General features: G+C 27.9%; 14 protein-coding genes. 6 read left to right on the plus strand and 8 right to left on the minus strand.

Annotated elements, in window-relative coordinates; translation table 11 throughout:
- Positions 1–42 precede the first annotated feature (42 nt).
- Positions 43–1,329, plus strand: coding sequence for a sulfurtransferase (locus MKD34_RS13460; protein ID WP_240222221.1), 1,287 nt, complete (start codon positions 43–45; stop codon positions 1,327–1,329).
- Between the two features lie 44 nt (positions 1,330–1,373).
- On the opposite strand, the gene MKD34_RS13465 is transcribed toward MKD34_RS13460, so the two are convergent.
- From MKD34_RS13465 to MKD34_RS13480, 4 genes are read right to left on the minus strand one after another with little or no spacing between them, the layout of a single operon-like run.
- On the minus strand, positions 1,374–2,177 hold the full coding sequence (locus MKD34_RS13465) for a MerR family transcriptional regulator (protein ID WP_240222223.1): 804 nt from the start codon (positions 2,175–2,177) through the stop codon (positions 1,374–1,376).
- Between the two features lies 1 nt (position 2,178).
- Complete coding sequence (locus tag MKD34_RS13470) at positions 2,179–5,205, minus strand: efflux RND transporter permease subunit (protein ID WP_240222225.1); 3,027 nt, start codon at positions 5,203–5,205, stop codon at positions 2,179–2,181.
- A 2-nt stretch (positions 5,206–5,207) separates the two neighbouring features.
- Positions 5,208–6,269 (minus strand): efflux RND transporter periplasmic adaptor subunit, encoded by a 1,062-nt coding sequence (locus MKD34_RS13475; RefSeq protein WP_240222233.1) that lies wholly within the window; start codon positions 6,267–6,269, stop codon positions 5,208–5,210.
- A 14-nt stretch (positions 6,270–6,283) separates the two neighbouring features.
- On the minus strand, positions 6,284–7,522 hold the full coding sequence (locus MKD34_RS13480) for a TolC family protein (protein WP_240222235.1): 1,239 nt from the start codon (positions 7,520–7,522) through the stop codon (positions 6,284–6,286).
- Positions 7,523–7,757: 235 nt separating this feature from the next.
- Between MKD34_RS13480 and MKD34_RS13485 the strand changes: the two genes are divergently transcribed.
- The 5 genes from MKD34_RS13485 to MKD34_RS13505 all read left to right on the plus strand — a co-directional run bounded on the left by MKD34_RS13485 (position 7,758) and on the right by MKD34_RS13505 (position 13,140).
- On the plus strand, positions 7,758–9,155 hold the full coding sequence (locus MKD34_RS13485) for a tryptophanase (protein ID WP_240222237.1): 1,398 nt from the start codon (positions 7,758–7,760) through the stop codon (positions 9,153–9,155).
- 21 nt (positions 9,156–9,176) lie between these two features.
- Positions 9,177–10,526 (plus strand): sodium-dependent transporter, encoded by a 1,350-nt coding sequence (locus MKD34_RS13490; RefSeq protein ID WP_240222239.1) that lies wholly within the window; start codon positions 9,177–9,179, stop codon positions 10,524–10,526.
- A gap of 99 nt (positions 10,527–10,625) precedes the next feature.
- Positions 10,626–10,934 carry a hypothetical protein gene (locus tag MKD34_RS13495; RefSeq protein WP_240222241.1) on the plus strand — a complete coding sequence of 103 codons (309 nt, stop codon included), beginning with the start codon at positions 10,626–10,628 and terminating at the stop codon, positions 10,932–10,934.
- A 51-nt stretch (positions 10,935–10,985) separates the two neighbouring features.
- The gene (gene ade / locus MKD34_RS13500; RefSeq protein WP_240222243.1) at positions 10,986–12,773 is read left to right on the plus strand and encodes an adenine deaminase; all 1,788 of its coding nucleotides are present in this window, start codon (positions 10,986–10,988) and stop codon (positions 12,771–12,773) included.
- 16 nt (positions 12,774–12,789) lie between these two features.
- Complete coding sequence (locus MKD34_RS13505) at positions 12,790–13,140, plus strand: DsrE family protein (protein WP_240222245.1); 351 nt, start codon at positions 12,790–12,792, stop codon at positions 13,138–13,140.
- A gap of 41 nt (positions 13,141–13,181) precedes the next feature.
- Here the strand turns inward: MKD34_RS13505 and MKD34_RS13510 are convergent, their stop codons facing one another.
- The 4 genes from MKD34_RS13510 to MKD34_RS13525 are packed head-to-tail and all read right to left on the minus strand — an operon-like array spanning position 13,182 to position 17,102.
- Positions 13,182–13,961, minus strand: coding sequence for an HAD-IIA family hydrolase (locus MKD34_RS13510; protein WP_240222247.1), 780 nt, complete (start codon positions 13,959–13,961; stop codon positions 13,182–13,184).
- On the minus strand, positions 13,961–14,725 hold the full coding sequence (locus MKD34_RS13515; RefSeq protein ID WP_240222249.1) for a TIM barrel protein: 765 nt from the start codon (positions 14,723–14,725) through the stop codon (positions 13,961–13,963). The genes MKD34_RS13510 and MKD34_RS13515 overlap by 1 nt, the downstream gene beginning before the upstream one ends.
- A gap of 8 nt (positions 14,726–14,733) precedes the next feature.
- The gene (locus MKD34_RS13520) at positions 14,734–16,020 is read right to left on the minus strand and encodes an ABC transporter substrate-binding protein (RefSeq protein ID WP_240222251.1); all 1,287 of its coding nucleotides are present in this window, start codon (positions 16,018–16,020) and stop codon (positions 14,734–14,736) included.
- 2 nt (positions 16,021–16,022) lie between these two features.
- Positions 16,023–17,102 (minus strand): ABC transporter ATP-binding protein, encoded by a 1,080-nt coding sequence (locus MKD34_RS13525; RefSeq protein ID WP_240222253.1) that lies wholly within the window; start codon positions 17,100–17,102, stop codon positions 16,023–16,025.
- Positions 17,103–17,108 lie beyond the last annotated feature (6 nt).

Consider the following 17,108-nt stretch of genomic DNA (forward strand, 5'->3'; position numbering starts at 1 on the left):
GCAAAGTGTTGTCTTAAAATATAAGTTAGGGAGAAGTACAAAATGAAAAAAATATTATTTTTACTAATAATTTTATCAACAATTTTATTAGGAAAGGATATCAAAACTAATGAATTACTAAAAAATCTTAATAATCCTGAATGGATTATAGTTGATACAAGAGATAGTAATGAATATAATGGATGGAATTTATCTAATCTAAAAATAAATGGACATATAAAAGGAGCTACTGATTTGTCTGCTAATTGGTTAAAGGCAAAATATTTAAGCTCTAGTAATAAAGAGATATTAAAGCAAAGAGTTTTAGAAAAAGGAATTATACCAGAAAAAAATATTGTTTTATATGGAACATCTACAGAAATGAAAGATGTAGAGAAATACTTAAAAGAAAATGGTGTAAAAAATATTTATTTTTATGATTTTGAAAAAAATAAAGATTATGATAGATTACCTTTTGAAACATACGAGAATTATGAAATTTTAGTTCCAGCAACTTGGGTAAAAAATGCTATGGACAAAAATGAGATTAAGATTTTTGAAGTATCTTGGGGAAGTATAAAGGATGCTGCTGTATATTTAGCAGGGCATATTCCAGGAGCTCCGCATATTAATACAGATAGTATTGAACCACCACCAAAGTGGATGTTAAATACAGATGAAAATTTAATTAAATTTGCTGAAGAGATGGGAATTTCTAAAAATGATAGAGTTGTTCTTTATGGTGAAAATGTTATGGCATCATATAGATTAGCTATAATTTTAAAATATCTTGGAGTAAAAGATGTAAGAGTTTTAAATGGTGGTTTAGATGCTTGGAAAGATATGGGATACAAAACAGAAATGGGAATTGTTAAACCAACCCCAATTAAAGATTTTGGATCTAAAACTCCTTTAAATAAAAGTTTAATAGTAAATGAAAATGGAGCAAAGCAAGTTTTAAAAGATAATAAAAATTCAAAACTTTTAGTAGATATTAGATCATACAATGAAAGAATTGGAAAAGAATCAGGATATTCATATATGGATAGAAAAGGTAGAATTACAGGATCTGTATGGGGAAAATCTGGAACTAAATCAACAACATTGGAAGACTATAGAAATATTGATAACACAATGAGAAACGGTTATGAAATTATCTCTATGTGGTCTGGATTAGGAATTAATACAAATAAAGAGTTAACATTTTTCTGTGGATCAGGATGGAGAGCAGCAGAAGTATTATTTTATTCTCAAGTGATGGGATTAAAAAATAATGCTCTTTATTCCAATGGTTGGATGGAATGGAGTGAAGATAGTTCAAATCCAATTGAAACAGGGATAGAGAACTAAATAGCAAAAAGCAGCTTAATAAATAGGCTGCTTTTTCTTTATTTTTAAATTACTGGGATTCTTAAAAGATATAAAAAATCTTTTTTACTTTTAAACATAATTAAATCTGTGAATGTTAAATAAAATTCATTTTTTGGTGAGTATTCATTTTCTTTTATCCAATTCAAAAGATTTTCAACAATATTTTGCTCTTCAAAAGCACCTTTACCATAAACACAAGCATATTTTCCTTTAGGAATAACTATTGATTTATTTGTATGATTTTCTTTCATACTAGCAATAAGACAATCTTTAGTAAATCTGTTTTTTTTCCAATTATTAAAGGAAACCTTAAACCCTCTTAAAATAGGCGTTAAATTATTACTAATTTCAAAATTATCAATATTTTTTAATGTTTTGCTTAATTCTCCTAAAGAATGAACAGGGTCATTATAAATAATCCCTTTAATATCAGCAGTTTCATCTATAAAGGGAATACCAACCTTTTTTTCTAATTGAAAATTTTCTTTAAATTTATTCCAACTTTCAACCAGTTCTTTTTCTGTATTTTTTAATTTTTTTATTTCTAATTTTGTTTCTAATAACACTTTTTCAAATAGTTGTAAAGTGTGTTCATAATCCATATTTTCAAAATGACTTTTTATATATTCAATAGAAAATCCTAAATGTCTCATATGACTAATTACTTTTAATGTAATTATTTGCATAGGTGTATAGTAACGGTAATTAGTATCGTCATTTTTAAAAGCTGGAGAAAGTAAACCAACCTTATCATAATATCGTAGAGTTGATATTGGAATATTCGTAGATTTAGAAACTTCTCCTATTGTAAAAAATTCATCAAACATATTATCTCCTAATAATTTTTTTTATATATATTTTCGTATCATTAACTAAATAATAGAAAACAGGAATAACAATTAATGTAAATAAAGTAGCAGTGGAAAGTCCAAATATAACAACAAAGGACATTCCTGCGTACATTTCTGAGCCATCACCATTACTTATAGCTAAAGGAATCATTCCCAAAACAGTAGTTAAAGTAGTCATAAGAATTGGTCTAAGTCTTGTTTTACCGGATACAATAAGAGCTCGGTTAATATTATCACCAGCTTCTCTTCTAATATTTATAAAATCAATTAAAACTATAGCATTATTAACGACTATTCCAGCAAGCATTACAAAACCAACAGCAACCATAGCATCAAGATTAACCCTAAATAAAGCTAAACTGTATAGAGCACCCATAGTTGAAAGAGGAATTGAAAGCAAAATAATAAATGGAAGAATAAAAGATTCAAATTGCCAAACTAAAATAAAATAGATTAAGAATATGGCAACTAAGAAACTTATAAAAAGTTGATTTCCCATATCAGCCATATCAGCACTATCTCCACCAAATCCAAAAGAAATACTTTCAGGGACACCTAAATTATTAAACGTTTCTATAATAGAGTTTTTAGCACTTTGTAAATCAAATCCATTTTCTAAGTTAGCATAAAGAACAACTTTCTTTTTTTTATCTTTTTTTTCAATCTTAGATGGACCTTCTTCTAAAACAAGGTTAGCTATGTCAGAGATTCTGATATTTTTTCCATTATCTAAAGTAATCCGAGAGTCCATTAGTAGTTTTGTAGAAGTTCTATATTTTTTTTGAAGTTGTACGGTCACATCAATCTCTTGATTATCACTATTTATCGTGATTGGCTGTCCTCCTAAAATTTGAGTTTTAATCATTAGTGCTAGACTTTCAATGTCAACTCCATAAAATTTAGCTTTTTCTCTATCCACAATAATCTTCCCTTCAGGTTTTCCTCCTTCAAAAGAAGAGGAAATATCTGTTATTCCATTGATATAGTACATTTTTTCTTTTAACTTTTCAGATATTTCTTTTAGTTGTGATTCATTATCAGAGTAAAGTTCAAATTCAACATCGTAAATACCATCAGAACCGAATACATAAGAAGGAACAACAGTTAAAATAACGTCTGGAATACCTGTAAAAGTTAATCTTAAATTTTTAACAATTTCTTGTAAACTTTCCTTTCTAGATGTTTTTAGTCCAGCGTTTATATTTAAAATAGCATTGCTAGTATCTCCAGACATAGTATATGAGTTAACAATAGATATATCTTTAACTTTATTTTCTAATATACTTCCAATTCTATTACTCATATTTATATCGGCACTAGAAGGAAGTTTCGCAACAACAGCAAATCTTCCTTCATCAGTTGTAGGAATAAATCCTCCGCCTAACGTTGAAGCTGCAAAAATAGAACCTATAAAAAGTAGTATAGTTAAAATAGCAGTAATTCCTCTATTTTTAATAGCCCATCTTAGAATTGAAAGATATATTCTTTTTAGTTTTTTTATAAATTTTCCTTCTGAGTTTATATCTTTTTTTTCATTCAATATTTTACTTGAAAGCATAGGAACAAAAACTAAGGCAACAATTAATGAAGCAAATAATGAATAAGAGATAGAATATGAAAGATCTTTGAATTGTTCCTTAGCCATTCCCTCTTGAAAAACTATTGGTAAAAATACAGAAACTGTTGTTAAAGTTGATGCTAAAACAGGAAGGCCCATTTCAGCGGCTCCATCTTTAGCGGCTTGAACTCTATTCTTCCCAAGTTCACTCATATGTCTATATATATTATCTAAAACAACAACAGAGTTATCAACAAGCATACCAATTCCTAAAGATAATCCCATTAGTGAAACCAGGTTTAGTGTTAAACCTTGGGCATTTAAAAGAAAAAATGTAAAAATAACAGATATTGGTATAGCTACAGCAATAACTATAGTAGCAGATATACTTTTTAAAAACAAATACAATATACCTGAAGCTAAAATTAAACCAATAATTCCAGTTTCTTTAACATTATTTATTGAATTATTAATTGTAATTGTAGAGTCAAAGTCGTAATCGATAGTAGAATTTAAAGGTAGGGAGTTTTTAACTCCTTTTAAAGTCTTATTAATAGAATCTACAATTTCAATAGCGTTCCCATCATCAGTTTTAGCAACAACGATAACTAGACCATCGGAACTATTTTTTCTAAATAAACTAGAAGGGTCTTTAGTATCAATTCTAATATCTGCAACATCTTTTAGTCTTAGAAGATGACCGTTATCATTTTTTAAAATAATATTTTCAATTTCTTGAGGAGTTTTTAATTCTCCTTGAACTTTTATATAAAACTCTTTTTCACCTTCTTTAACTTGTCCACCAGGAATAGTAGTACTTGCCCTAGATATTAAATTAGAAACTTCTAAAATTCCAAGGTTATAGTTTTCAAGTTTTTCAGGATCAATTTCGACTAAAACCTCTTGTTCTTTACCACCAAAAATTATAATTTGCGAAACACCTTCGATTCTTTCTAAAAGTGGTTTTAAACTATTTTCAGCATAAGTTCTAACTTCCATGGGGTCTCCTCCAGACATAGTTAAAACAGCAGCTGGAATAGAACCCATAGATTGTTCTCTAATAGAAGGTTCTTCAATATCTTCAGGTAATTTATTTTTTATTTGGTTAATTTCATTTTGTATTAAAGTTATTTTTGTTTCGATGTCAGTTCCATATTTAAATTTTACATTTATTTTTGATGTCTCTGAACTTGATGTAGAAGAATATTCTGTGATACCATCAACATTTGGAAGAATATCTTCAACTTTTTTGGTAATCATTTTATCAACATCTTCAGGAGTAGCTCCTTTCCACTCAATAGTAATTCTAATGGTTGGGTTAGATGTATTTGGCATTAGTTCTATTGGCATTTTTGATAGACCTAATAGACCAAAGAATATCATAGATATTATAATCATTGTTGCTGTTGCAGGTTTTTTTATAGAAAATTCAGAAAGTAATCTCATGACTAAATCTCCCTCACTTTATCGTTATTATTAAGAAGATATTGTCCTTGAACAACAACTTTATCTCCTTCTTTAAAATTCTCAAAATATATTTCTTGAAGATTTCCTTGAGAGATACCACGATCAACTTTATAAATAATGGATTGATTGTCACGAATAACTGCAATATATGAGTAAAGATCTTTAATCATAACAGCTTCTTGAGGAACAAAAAGTCCATTAATTTCCATTTGCTCCATTTCTACTTTACCATACATCCCTTTTAAAATAGATTTGTCATTATTAGGAATTTGTATTTTAATATTATATTTTTTTGTATTAGTATCAGCAGATAAATTTATTTCACTAACTTTTCCAATAACGGTTTTATCTAAATCTGAAATATAAACTTTAGCTTCTTTTTCAGGAGTTATATTTTTAATATCTTCTCCATTTACAGCAATTTTTATTTCCATTATATTATTTTCAATCACAGTTAACAGCTTAGAATTAGAAGATATTTTTTCGTTATTTTTAATATCCAAATCCGTTATGACTCCAGATATATCAGATTTTACAAAAAGTCTTTTATAATTATCATTGGCTCTTATAAAATTAGCTTCTGCAATTTTTAATTCACCTAAACTTTGCTCCATATTATTTTTAGATTGAAGATACAGTTCCTCTGAAATAAGTTTCTTTTCAAATAAATTTTTATATTTTTCAAAGGAAATCTTAGATGTATTATAATTTGATCTAGATTTAATTAGTGTACCTTCTGCTTCAAAATAGCTAGCTTCAGTAGCCGCATCTGTTAAAGTTAAAATAGTTGTTTCTGAATTAATTATATCTCCATTTTTATATTTAATATTTTTAGCATAACCTCCAGTAGGAGTTATAATACTAATCTCTTTTAAGGGATTTATATCACCATTATAAATTTTAGTATTTTTAATATTTTGGATTTTTAATTCTTGAACCTTAACATCTTTGATAATTTCAGATTTTACCTCTTGAGTAGCTTTTTTATCTTTACATCCAACTAAAATTAGAGTAAAAAAAAGTGTAAGTAATATTTTATTCATTAAATCCTCCTGTATTATTTTAAAAGTGATAGATATTGTTGATAATATAAGAAGTAATCAAGTTGAGAGTTTATATGAGTAATTTGAGCCTCTCGAAGTTGTGATTCACTTTTTAAAAAATCAACAGAGTCAATAATTCTATTAGAAAATTTCTCTTTATCAATATTAAATGTTTCAAAAGCTGTTAAAAGAGCCTTTTCATTTGTAATAATAACTTCTTTAGCTGTTATTAAATCTAAATAAGCAGTTTTAATCTGTTTTTTTAATATCTCTAGTGAATCTATTTTTGAAATTTTTTGCTTTTCAATCTCTAAAGTTGACTCTTTATAACTATCAATGCTACTTCCAAAGTTAAAAATATCCCATTTAAAAGTAATCCCAACTCTCCATTCCCAGTCATTATTAGATTTTGAAAAACTTGACTCCTCTAAAGATTCATAACCGTACTCTAAATCTACTTTAGGAAGGAAACTGCTTCGATTACTTTTGGAATTATACTCACTAATTAAAATATTTTTATCTAGTTTTTTAGAAAGAGTACTATTTGATAAAGCTCTTTCAGTATCTTTTTTTAAATCAATATTTATTGGCATAAAATTTGAAAAATTCATTTCTTTTAAAGTTATATTTTCTTCAATATTTAACCCTAAAAGATTTTTTAAAGTAAGTTCTTGAGCAATAATATTATTTTTAATTTTAAGGATTGATGTTTCAGTTTGATATAATGATGTTTCAATTTTCAAAACTTCACTTTTATCGATAAGACTAAGATTGTAAAATTCTTGTTGTTTTTTTAATTCTTCTTGTTTCTCTTTTTGAGAAGTCTTATATACATTCAAAGTTTTCTTAAGTTGAAGACAGTTAATATAAGTTTGAATAACATCTAACTCTAAATTAATATTTTGAGTAGTATAGTTATTTTCTTCAAACTCTCTAAGAGCTTTACTACTTTTAATATTATAGTAAAGTTCACCACCTGTAAAAATAGGCTGTGATAAATAAATACCATTTTGAAAAGAACTATTTAAGTTTTTTGATTCATCATGATCAATGTACATAGTTTGTGCTCTAAGAGAGGGAAGAGCATTTTTAATTTTTACATTTTCATTTAATTTTTTTTGTTTTACAGTAATATTTTTTTCTTTGAGTTGTCGGTTGTTTTTTTTAGCTAAATCAATAGATTTATCCAATGTTAACTCTATAGAAAAAGTAACTATATTTAATGTTAAAAATAGTAGTAGATATTTTTTCATAGTTTCTCCTTATTAAAAATTAATTTCACAATATGAGATTATAAACTATAAAGTAAGTTGAGAGTCAAGAAATTTAGATAATCAAAATAATAAAAATAGAACTTTATTTGACAAAATGAATTTTAATAGGGTATATAAAGTTACTAAGAATTTGAATAAAATTCTAAAGAGGAAATACCGTCCGCCTATCTGAAAACAGATGACCGGGGTAGACTAAAAACGGAGGTATAACGTTATGGCTATCAAGTATGTTCCAGAACCATTTAGAATTAAAATGGTTGAAACAATTAAAATGACTACACCAGAAGAGAGAGCAGAAAAAATTAAAGAGGCTAATTATAATCTTTTTAATTTAAGAGGAGAGGATGTTTACATTGATTTATTAACGGATTCAGGAACTAATGCAATGAGTCAAGATCAATGGGCAGGGGTAATGAGAGGTGATGAAGCGTATGCAGGAGCTTCAAGTTATTTTAAATTAGTAAATACTGCTAAGGATATTTTTGGATATGAATTTATTCAACCAGTGCATCAAGGAAGAGCAGCAGAAAAAGTGTTATTTCCAACTTTTTTAAAGTCAGGACAATATGCAATTTCAAATATGTTTTTTGATACAACAAGAGCACATGTTATACTAGCAGGAGCAAGACCTTTAGATTGTGTAGTCCCAGAGGCAAAAGATCCAGGTAAAAGATCTAAATTTAAAGGAAATATGGATGTTGAAAAAATGGAAAAATTAATACAGGAGTATGGCCCGGAAAAAATAGGATTAGTAGTATTGACTATTACAAATAACTCTGCTGGTGGACAACCTGTTTCAATGAAAAATGCTCGAGAAGTCGCAGCTATTTGTAAAAAATATAATATACCATTAAATATAGATGCAGCACGTTATGCAGAAAATGCATATTTTATAAAAAGAGATGAGCCTGAATGTGCAAACATGTCGATAAAAGATATAATAAAAGAGATGTTTTCTTATGCAGATTTCTTCACTATGTCAGCAAAAAAAGATACAATAGTTAATATGGGAGGACTAATAGGAGTAAAGAATGCTGTAGAAAATGCAGATATGATCTTAAAAATAAAAGCAAATTGTATAAGTTTTGAAGGATTTACAACTTATGGAGGACTTTCGGGAAGAGATTTAGAAGCACTGGCTATAGGATTATTAGAAGGAATTGATGAAAACTTTTTAAGATATAGAATTGGACAGATGGAGTATTTAGCTTCTCGTCTTGATGATGCAGGAATTATATATCAATCTCCAGTTGGTGGACACGGTGTATTTGTAGATGCTTCAAAAATTTTCCCAAATATACCATTTAATGAGTTTCCAGGGCAAGTCTTAGCTATAGAACTTTATAAAGAAGCTGGAATTAGAAGTTGTGATATAGGATCTTACATGTTAGGAAATGATCCAGATACAAATGAGCAATTAGAAGCAGATTTTGAATTTACAAGACTTGCTATTCCTAGAAGAGTTTACACACAAGCTCATTTAGATGTAATAGCAGATGCTCTAATAGCGATAAAAGAGAGAGCTCATGAAATCACAAGAGGATATAGAATAACTTGGGAACCACCGATATTAAGACACTTCCAAGCTTCCCTAGAGATTATAGAAGATTAAAAAATAGTCTAGGGAGGGTTAATGGAAGATATAAAGAATAGTGTAGAAACGGTTTTAATAGATGATAATAATAGAGATGGTTTTAAATCAAAATTTGGATTTATTTTAGCTTGTATTGGTTCAGCAGTTGGAATGGGAAATATTTGGATGTTTCCATATAGAGTTGGGCAATTTGGAGGAGCAGCATTTCTTATTCCGTATTTTACATTTGTTCTTTTAATAGGATTTACAGGAGTAATAGGTGAAATGACACTAGGGCGTTCTATGGGAACTGGCCCACTTGGAGCTTTTGAAAAAGCTTTTAAACAAAGAGGACTAAAAGGAGGAACAATAATAGGATTAATACCTGTTATAGGATCGTTAGCTATAGCCATTGGATATGCTATAGTTGTTGGTTGGATATTAAGGTATTGTGTTGCCTCTCTTTCAGGAGTAATCATTGAATCACAACCAGGTCCTTACTTTGGAGCTTTAGCTTCAGATTTTGGGAGTATACCTTGGCATATAGCAGGTTTATTACTAACTTTTTCATTAATGGCTATGGGAATAGCAGGAGGAATCGAAAAAGTAAATAAAATATTGATGCCAGCATTTTTTGGATTATTTTTATTTTTAGCTATTAGAATATATATGTTACCGGGGGCGGAACAAGGCTATAGCTACTTATTTAATCCAGATTGGTCAGCTCTTAAAGATATGAGAACTTGGGTTTTTGCTTTAGGACAAGCATTTTTTTCCTTATCTTTAGCTGGATCAGGAACTGTTGTTTACGGAAGTTATTTAAGTAAAAATGAAGATATAGTTAATTCAGCTTTAAATGTTTCTTTCTTTGATACATGTGCGGCAATGTTGGCTGCACTTGTAGTTATTCCAGCGGTATTTGCTTATGGACTTGAGCCTGGGGCAGGTCCAGGTCTTATGTTTGTTACTCTTCCTACAGTATTTCAAAATATGCCTGGTGGACAAATAATTGCTATAGTATTTTTTATAGCAGTGTTATTTGCAGGAGTAACTTCTCTTATGAATTTATTTGAAACTCCTGTTGAAGCTTTACAAAGTCGCTTGGGATTATCAAGATTAAAATCTATTGGAATTGTTGCGGTAGTTTCATTTATAGTTGGAGTTTTTCTTGAAGGAGATGGATTATCTCCATGGATGGATTTTGTTTCGATATATATAATTCCATTAGGTGCACTTTTAGCAGGACTTGTAATCTATTGGATTTGTAAATCTGGATTTGCAAGAGAACAAGTACAAATTGGAAGAGAAAAAAAAGTTGGAGCTTGGTTTGAACCAGTAACAAAATATTTATTTTGTGGAATAGCAATAATAGTTTATATTATGGGAATTCTTTATGGAGGAATAGGATAAAGTAATATTTAAATATAATCAAAGGTTGTAGAAATGAAAATTTCTGCAACTTTTTTTGTTAAGATGGTATAATATAAAAAAATAAATTGGAGGAAAATTGTGGAGAATAAAATTTTAAATGATAAAGTAAAAGAAAAAAGATTTGAATTGATATTAAGAATATTTGATAAAATTGATTTTCAAAGAATTGAAGTTCCTGAAGAATATAGTGAAGATACTTTTTTTGATTTTTTAAAATGGAAAATAGGGACAAGTATATCTTTTAGATATGATAAACAATTAAATTTTATATATAGTCAAAAAAATGAAGGTTTACAGGAAAAGCTACTAAAAAATTTAGAATATGATTTTAGACAGGAACAGTTTGAAATTTTGTCAAATATCTATTTTGAATTCGGAAAAAAATAAAGGTAACAAAGGCTCTTTACAGTAAAAAAGTTATAAAAAAGGAGTGATGATATGAAGCTTCAAGAACGTAAAGAGTTGGTAGAGGTTGCCCTAGGAAAAAGAGCAGCTGATTTAGTTTTAACAAATGGAAATCTTATAAATGTTTTTACTGGAGAAATTTATAAAGCAAATATTTATATTTATAAAGAGTATATAGCTAATGTAATACCTATAGAAGAAGATACTTTTATTATAGGAGAAAATATTGTAGATTTAAAAGATAAGTATGTGGCTCCAGGGTTTATTGATTCGCATGTTCATATAGAGAGTAGTCATTTAACTCCTAATAATTTTGCAAAAGTTGTTATACCTAAGGGAACAACGACTATAATTGCTGATCCTCATGAAATCGCAAATGTTTTGGGAATAGATGGAGTAAAATATATGATTGAAAAATCAAAAGGATTACCAATGAATCAATATTTTTTAATTCCTTCTTGTGTTCCTTCTGTATTAGGATTAGAAAATGCAGGAGCTGAATTTGCACCAAATGATATAAAAAATATGTTTAATTTAGAACGAGTTTTAGGACTTGGAGAAGTAATGGATTTTATGGGAGTAATAAATCAAAGCAAAAGAATGACAAAAATAATAGATGTTGCAATAAGAAAGGGAGTTTTTGTACAGGGGCACGCTCCTGGTCTAAAAGGTAAAGCTTTAGCAGGTTATATTTGTGGGGGACCAATATCATGTCATGAATCTACAGATGGAACAGAAGCTTTAGATAAGTTGAGAAAAGGGATGTTTTTAGATGCGAGAGAAAGTTCAATTTCTAAAAATATAGCAAACATAGTAAAAGTAATAAAAACAATAAAAGCACCTAGAAATTTAACTCTATGTACTGATGATAGAGAGGCTGGAGATCTTTTAAAAGAAGGAAGTGTTAATCATTGTGCAAAGGTAGCTGTAAAAGCCGGATTAGATGCTATAGATGCAATAAAAGCAATAACTTTGAATCCTGCTCAAGAATACAAATTGGATAAAATAGGAGCTATTGCACCAGGTTATTTTGCAGATATAGCAGTATTAGATAGTATTAGGGATTTTAATGTGGTAAAAACTTTTTTTAAAGGAAAGTTAGTAGCAAAAGATGGAAAGCTAATAGAAGAAATTACTTCTAAAATTTTAGAAGTAGAAGAGTTAAATAGCATTCATTTAAAAAATCTTAAATTAGAAGATTTTATGATAAAAGCTCCAATAGAAAATGGAGAGCTCGAAATAGAAGCTCTTGTTTATTTAAATAAAAATGATTTATTAACAGAAAGAAAAAAATTGAAAGTAAAAGTTTTAAATGAGTATGTTGATATTTCAGATTCTCCAGAATTAAATTATGTTGCGATAATAAATAGGCATAAGAAGATTGATAATATCTCACTTGGAGTAGTAAAAAATTTTCATTTAAAAAAAGGAGCAGTAGGAACAACCTATTCCCACGATAGTCATAATTTAACAATTATATATAATAATCCATTGGAAGCACTAATAATATCTGAAAAAATAAAAGAAATAGGAGGTGGTATTGTAGTTGCAGAGAAAGCAAAGGTTTTAAAAGAATTACATTTACCAATAGCAGGAATGTTATCTAAAAATTCAGCAGAAGTTTTATCAGATGAAATAAAAGAAATGAATTCTATTTTAAAAGAAATGGGAATAGAGGCTGAGTCACCTATAACTAGACCTAGTACAATTGCATTGATAGTTATACCAGATGTAAAAATAAGTGATTTGGGCTTAATTGATGTAAAAACTCAAGAAATTATAAAGTTATTTGATGAACACGGTATAAATAATATATTTTAATTACAAAGGAGAAAAGATGATAGTTAAAGCAGTTTTTGATATTAATCAAGAAGAGCGTTGGTCTGTTCTTATAGGAAATTTAAAAAATGTAGTTAATGGAATAAGAGAGTTAGGTTCGGAATATTGTTTAGAAGTAGTTATTATGGGGACAGCTATTAATGGTATAAAAAAATTATCAGGTATATTAAAAAAAGAGGAACTGGAAGAATTAGTTGAAAAAAATGTAATATTTTCAGTTTGTAATAACACAATGAAAAAATATAATGTAAAAAAGGAAGATCTTTATGATTTTATAAAAGTTGTTCCTGCAGGTGTAATAGAGTTAATTTTGAAGCAACAAGATGGGTATAGTTATATAAAACCTTAAAATAAAATGGCAACCAACTTTTAAATTGGTTGCCATTTTGCTTAAAGATAGTTAATACTATCTAAAATATAACTGGGTTTATATATGGTGTTAATTTCATTTCCGGTAGCTTCACCACTTAAAACTAAGATTGTATCACAATTGTTTATATTTCCACAGGCTATGTCTGTATATAATCGATCTCCTACAATAACAATATCTTTTTTATCCAATCCTAACTTTTCAAGAGCATATTCTAGCATTATAAAATTAGGTTTTCCAAAATAGATTGGTTGCTTTCCAGTACAAACTTCGATCATATTGCAAATTGCTTTGCAATCTGGAAGATAAACTTTATTTTCAATCGGATAAACTAAATCTTCATTAGCAGCAAAGTATTTAATATCTTTTTTTAATAATTGACAAGCAGTTTCAAGTTTTTTAAAATCTAACTCTGTATCTAAAGCGATAATTAATATATCAATATTGTGATTATTAAAATCAGATATCTCATTTACAACTTGTATTCCTTTATTTCTATATAAATCTTTATATTCTTCAGTTCCAATGATATAAACTTTTTTATCACTATAATTTTTTTCAATATGTGATAGTAAAACCATTCCTGCAGTTATTATTTCATTTAATTCAGACTCAATTCCAAACTCTTTAAACTTTTCAACATATTTTTTAGGATTTTTTGATGAATTATTTGTAAAAAAACTTATTTTTTTTCCATTCTTTCTTAACTCTTCTATTTTTTCTTTTGCACCTGGAATCAGAGTGTTTCCAAGTAAGATTGTACCATCGATATCAAAAAGATATCCCTTATATTGTTTCATTAAATTTGTATCTCCTTTATTCTTTTTAAATCATCTAAAAGTATTTTTTTATCTGTTGTTGGGGAATATTCCAAAACTAATTTGCTATTTGGGGTTTCTAAAAGGATTTTTTTTAAAATTTCGACACCATTAAATATACCATGAAAAATAGACTGATGAAGATCCTTTTCGCCATCATTACTGTGAATATGATATGCTATAATATTATTTTTTAAAGTTTCTAAAACTTCATCTAAATTCCATTTATTAGCTAATAGATGACCAATATCAATTAAAACTTTAAGATTTTTTTGTAGAACTAATTTTTCAAATTCTTTTTGAGAGTAAATCATATTTTTTCCAATACCAACATTTTCAACTAGTATTTGAACTCCGATTTCTTTTCCTAAAAGTAATAATTCATCTAACTTTTTTTCAATCTCTTTTTTAGAACTGTCTTTTCTTTTAGCTTCATTTGTATGAAGAACAAGAAATTCACCATTATTTTTTTTACAACAAATTAAAGCTTCAACAAAGTTTAGTTTAAGTTCTTCCCACAAGATATTGCTACAATCAATATTAAAGAATCTATAGGGACCATGAAAAGATACATTTTCTAATTTCGCATGTTTAATTAAAAAATTAAATTTTTCTGTATGATTAAAATCTCTAGGTTCTAAAAAAAATTCTAAATTTTTTAAATCATACATTTCAATAAAGTTAAGTGTTTCTTCTTTTGTGTTATTATAAAATATAAGATCACTTACAAATATATTATTTTTCATATTTCTCCTTATTTAATTAAGTTTGTTATTTTTTCTTCAACTTCTTTTAAAGCTTGCTCTGCTTTTTTTTCACCACTTAAAATAACATCTCTAACATCGATTAATAATTGTTCTGCTTGAAGTGCGTTAGTTCCTGAGAAACTAGCCCATTTCCCCATATCTGTAAGTTGCTCATTAGCTACTCTCATAAGTTGATTTTCATTTAAAAATTTTGCAATACCGCTATTTTCATTTTGGATAGCAGATGGTAAATAACCAGTTCCTTTAGTCCATTTCTCAGAAGCTTCTTCTTCCAATAAATATTTCATAAATTTCCAAGAAGCTTTTTGTTCTTCAGAATTATCTGTCATAATCATTAACATATTTCCACCAGCAGGTAATCTTCTTTCTTTTCCATTAAATAAAGGGAATTTTTCACCGATTATTTTAAAGTTAGCTGTTGATTCAAAATTATCCCTTTTTCCAATTGTAGTTATAACCATTCCAAGTTTACCATTTAAAAATGTTTGAAATCCTTCATCATTAGAAGCATGTAAAGCTATATTGTCCTGAACCATATCAGCTAAGTATTGATATGCTTCAGAAGCTTCTTTAGAGGCAAATGTTGGAATAGTTTTTCCATCTTTTTCTATCAAAATTTTACCTCCATTTCCCTCAATTAAAGCTTGTTGAGCCCAATTATCAGCATACTCTTGAACAAATAATCCCATATTTCCTGTTTTTTCTTTTATTATTTCTGAATATTTACGAACAGTTTCCCAATCTTTAGGAGTATTTGCTATATCTATTCCAGCTTCATTCATAAGATCTGAATTAATATACATGATAGGATTGCTTATTGAGTATGGAATTCCAACTTGTTTTCCATTAACTTGCCCAAGTTCTAATATATTTGATAAAAAACTATTATTTAAATAATTTTTATCTTCAGGAAAATATTTTTCTATAATTTCTTGAGCTGTTACGTAATCAAAATTATCATTTGCATAATTTAAATATGAATACCCCATTTGAACAATGGCAGGTTTCTTTCTAGCAGCTACAGCTACTTGTAAATTTTGTGTCAATCCTTTATACATATCAGGATTGAATTTTTCTATAACTTTTATATCAGAATTTTTTTCATTAAAATTTTTAACGAGTTCTTTTATTGTCCCACCTCCAAAACTTTCAGATGCAACATGCCAATATTCAATTTCAATAGGCTTATTTGATATTATAGTTTTTTCTTCTTTTTCACATCCTACTAAAAATAGACTCCCTAAAATAATTCCTTTTAAAATATTTTTCTTCAAAATTATCCCTCCACCTTTAAATTTTTCTCTGTTTTAATATCAAAATAGCTACATTTTGTTATATCAATTTCTAAATAAATCTTTTGATTTTTTTTAATATCTTGGTCATTTTTAATAGATGCTTTAATATTTTCATTTCCAATAGAAACTGAGACACATTTTTGATTTCCATAGTTTTCGACTCTTGTTACTTCTCCTTGAATTCTATCAAAAGCATCTTCAGTGTGAACTAAAATATGTTCAGGTCTAATACCAACATATATTAAGTTTCTGTTATTTAAATTAGGGATTACATTTTCATTATTGAATATACACTTATCATTTATATAAAGTTTTTTATTAGCAATTTTACCTATCAAAATATTCATAGGCGGAGTTCCAATAAATTTTGCTACAAATATATTTGCTGGATTATTGTAAACTTCTTCAGGGGTGTCTATTTGCTGTAAGTCTCCTTTATTTAAAATTGCTATTCTATGACCAATTGTCATAGCTTCAATTTGATCATGAGTAACATAAATAAATGTAGGTCTATTTATTTCGTGTAGCTTTATAAGCTCTTCTCTAGATGAGTTTCTAAGTTGAACATCTAAATTTGATAAAGGTTCATCTAGTAAGAAAAAATCAGAATTTTTTACAGCAGCACGACCAAGAGCTACTCTTTGTCTTTGTCCTCCAGATAATTCTTTAGGATACCTTTTTTCTAATCCTTGAAGATTTAATATTTTTATGACCTCAGTTGTTCTTGTATTGATTTCAGTTTTATCTACTCCATTCATCTTTAAACCGAATATTATATTATCCCATACCGTAAGATGAGGATATAGGGCATAGTTTTGAAATACCATTGCAATATCTCTATCACCAGCTTCTATATCGTTGATTCTTTTATCCCCAAATAATATATCTCCTGATGTAATCTCTTCTAAGCCAGCAATCATTCTTAAAGTTGTACTTTTACCACATCCAGATGGACCCAATAAGACTAATCTTTCTCCAGCATTTATTGTTAAGTTTAAACTATTTACAATTTTTGTATCTCCATAACTTTTTGATACATTTTTAAATTTAATTTCGTTCATATTTAC

It is taken from the genome of Cetobacterium somerae (genome assembly GCF_022430525.1).
Taxonomy (GTDB): domain Bacteria; phylum Fusobacteriota; class Fusobacteriia; order Fusobacteriales; family Fusobacteriaceae; genus Cetobacterium_A.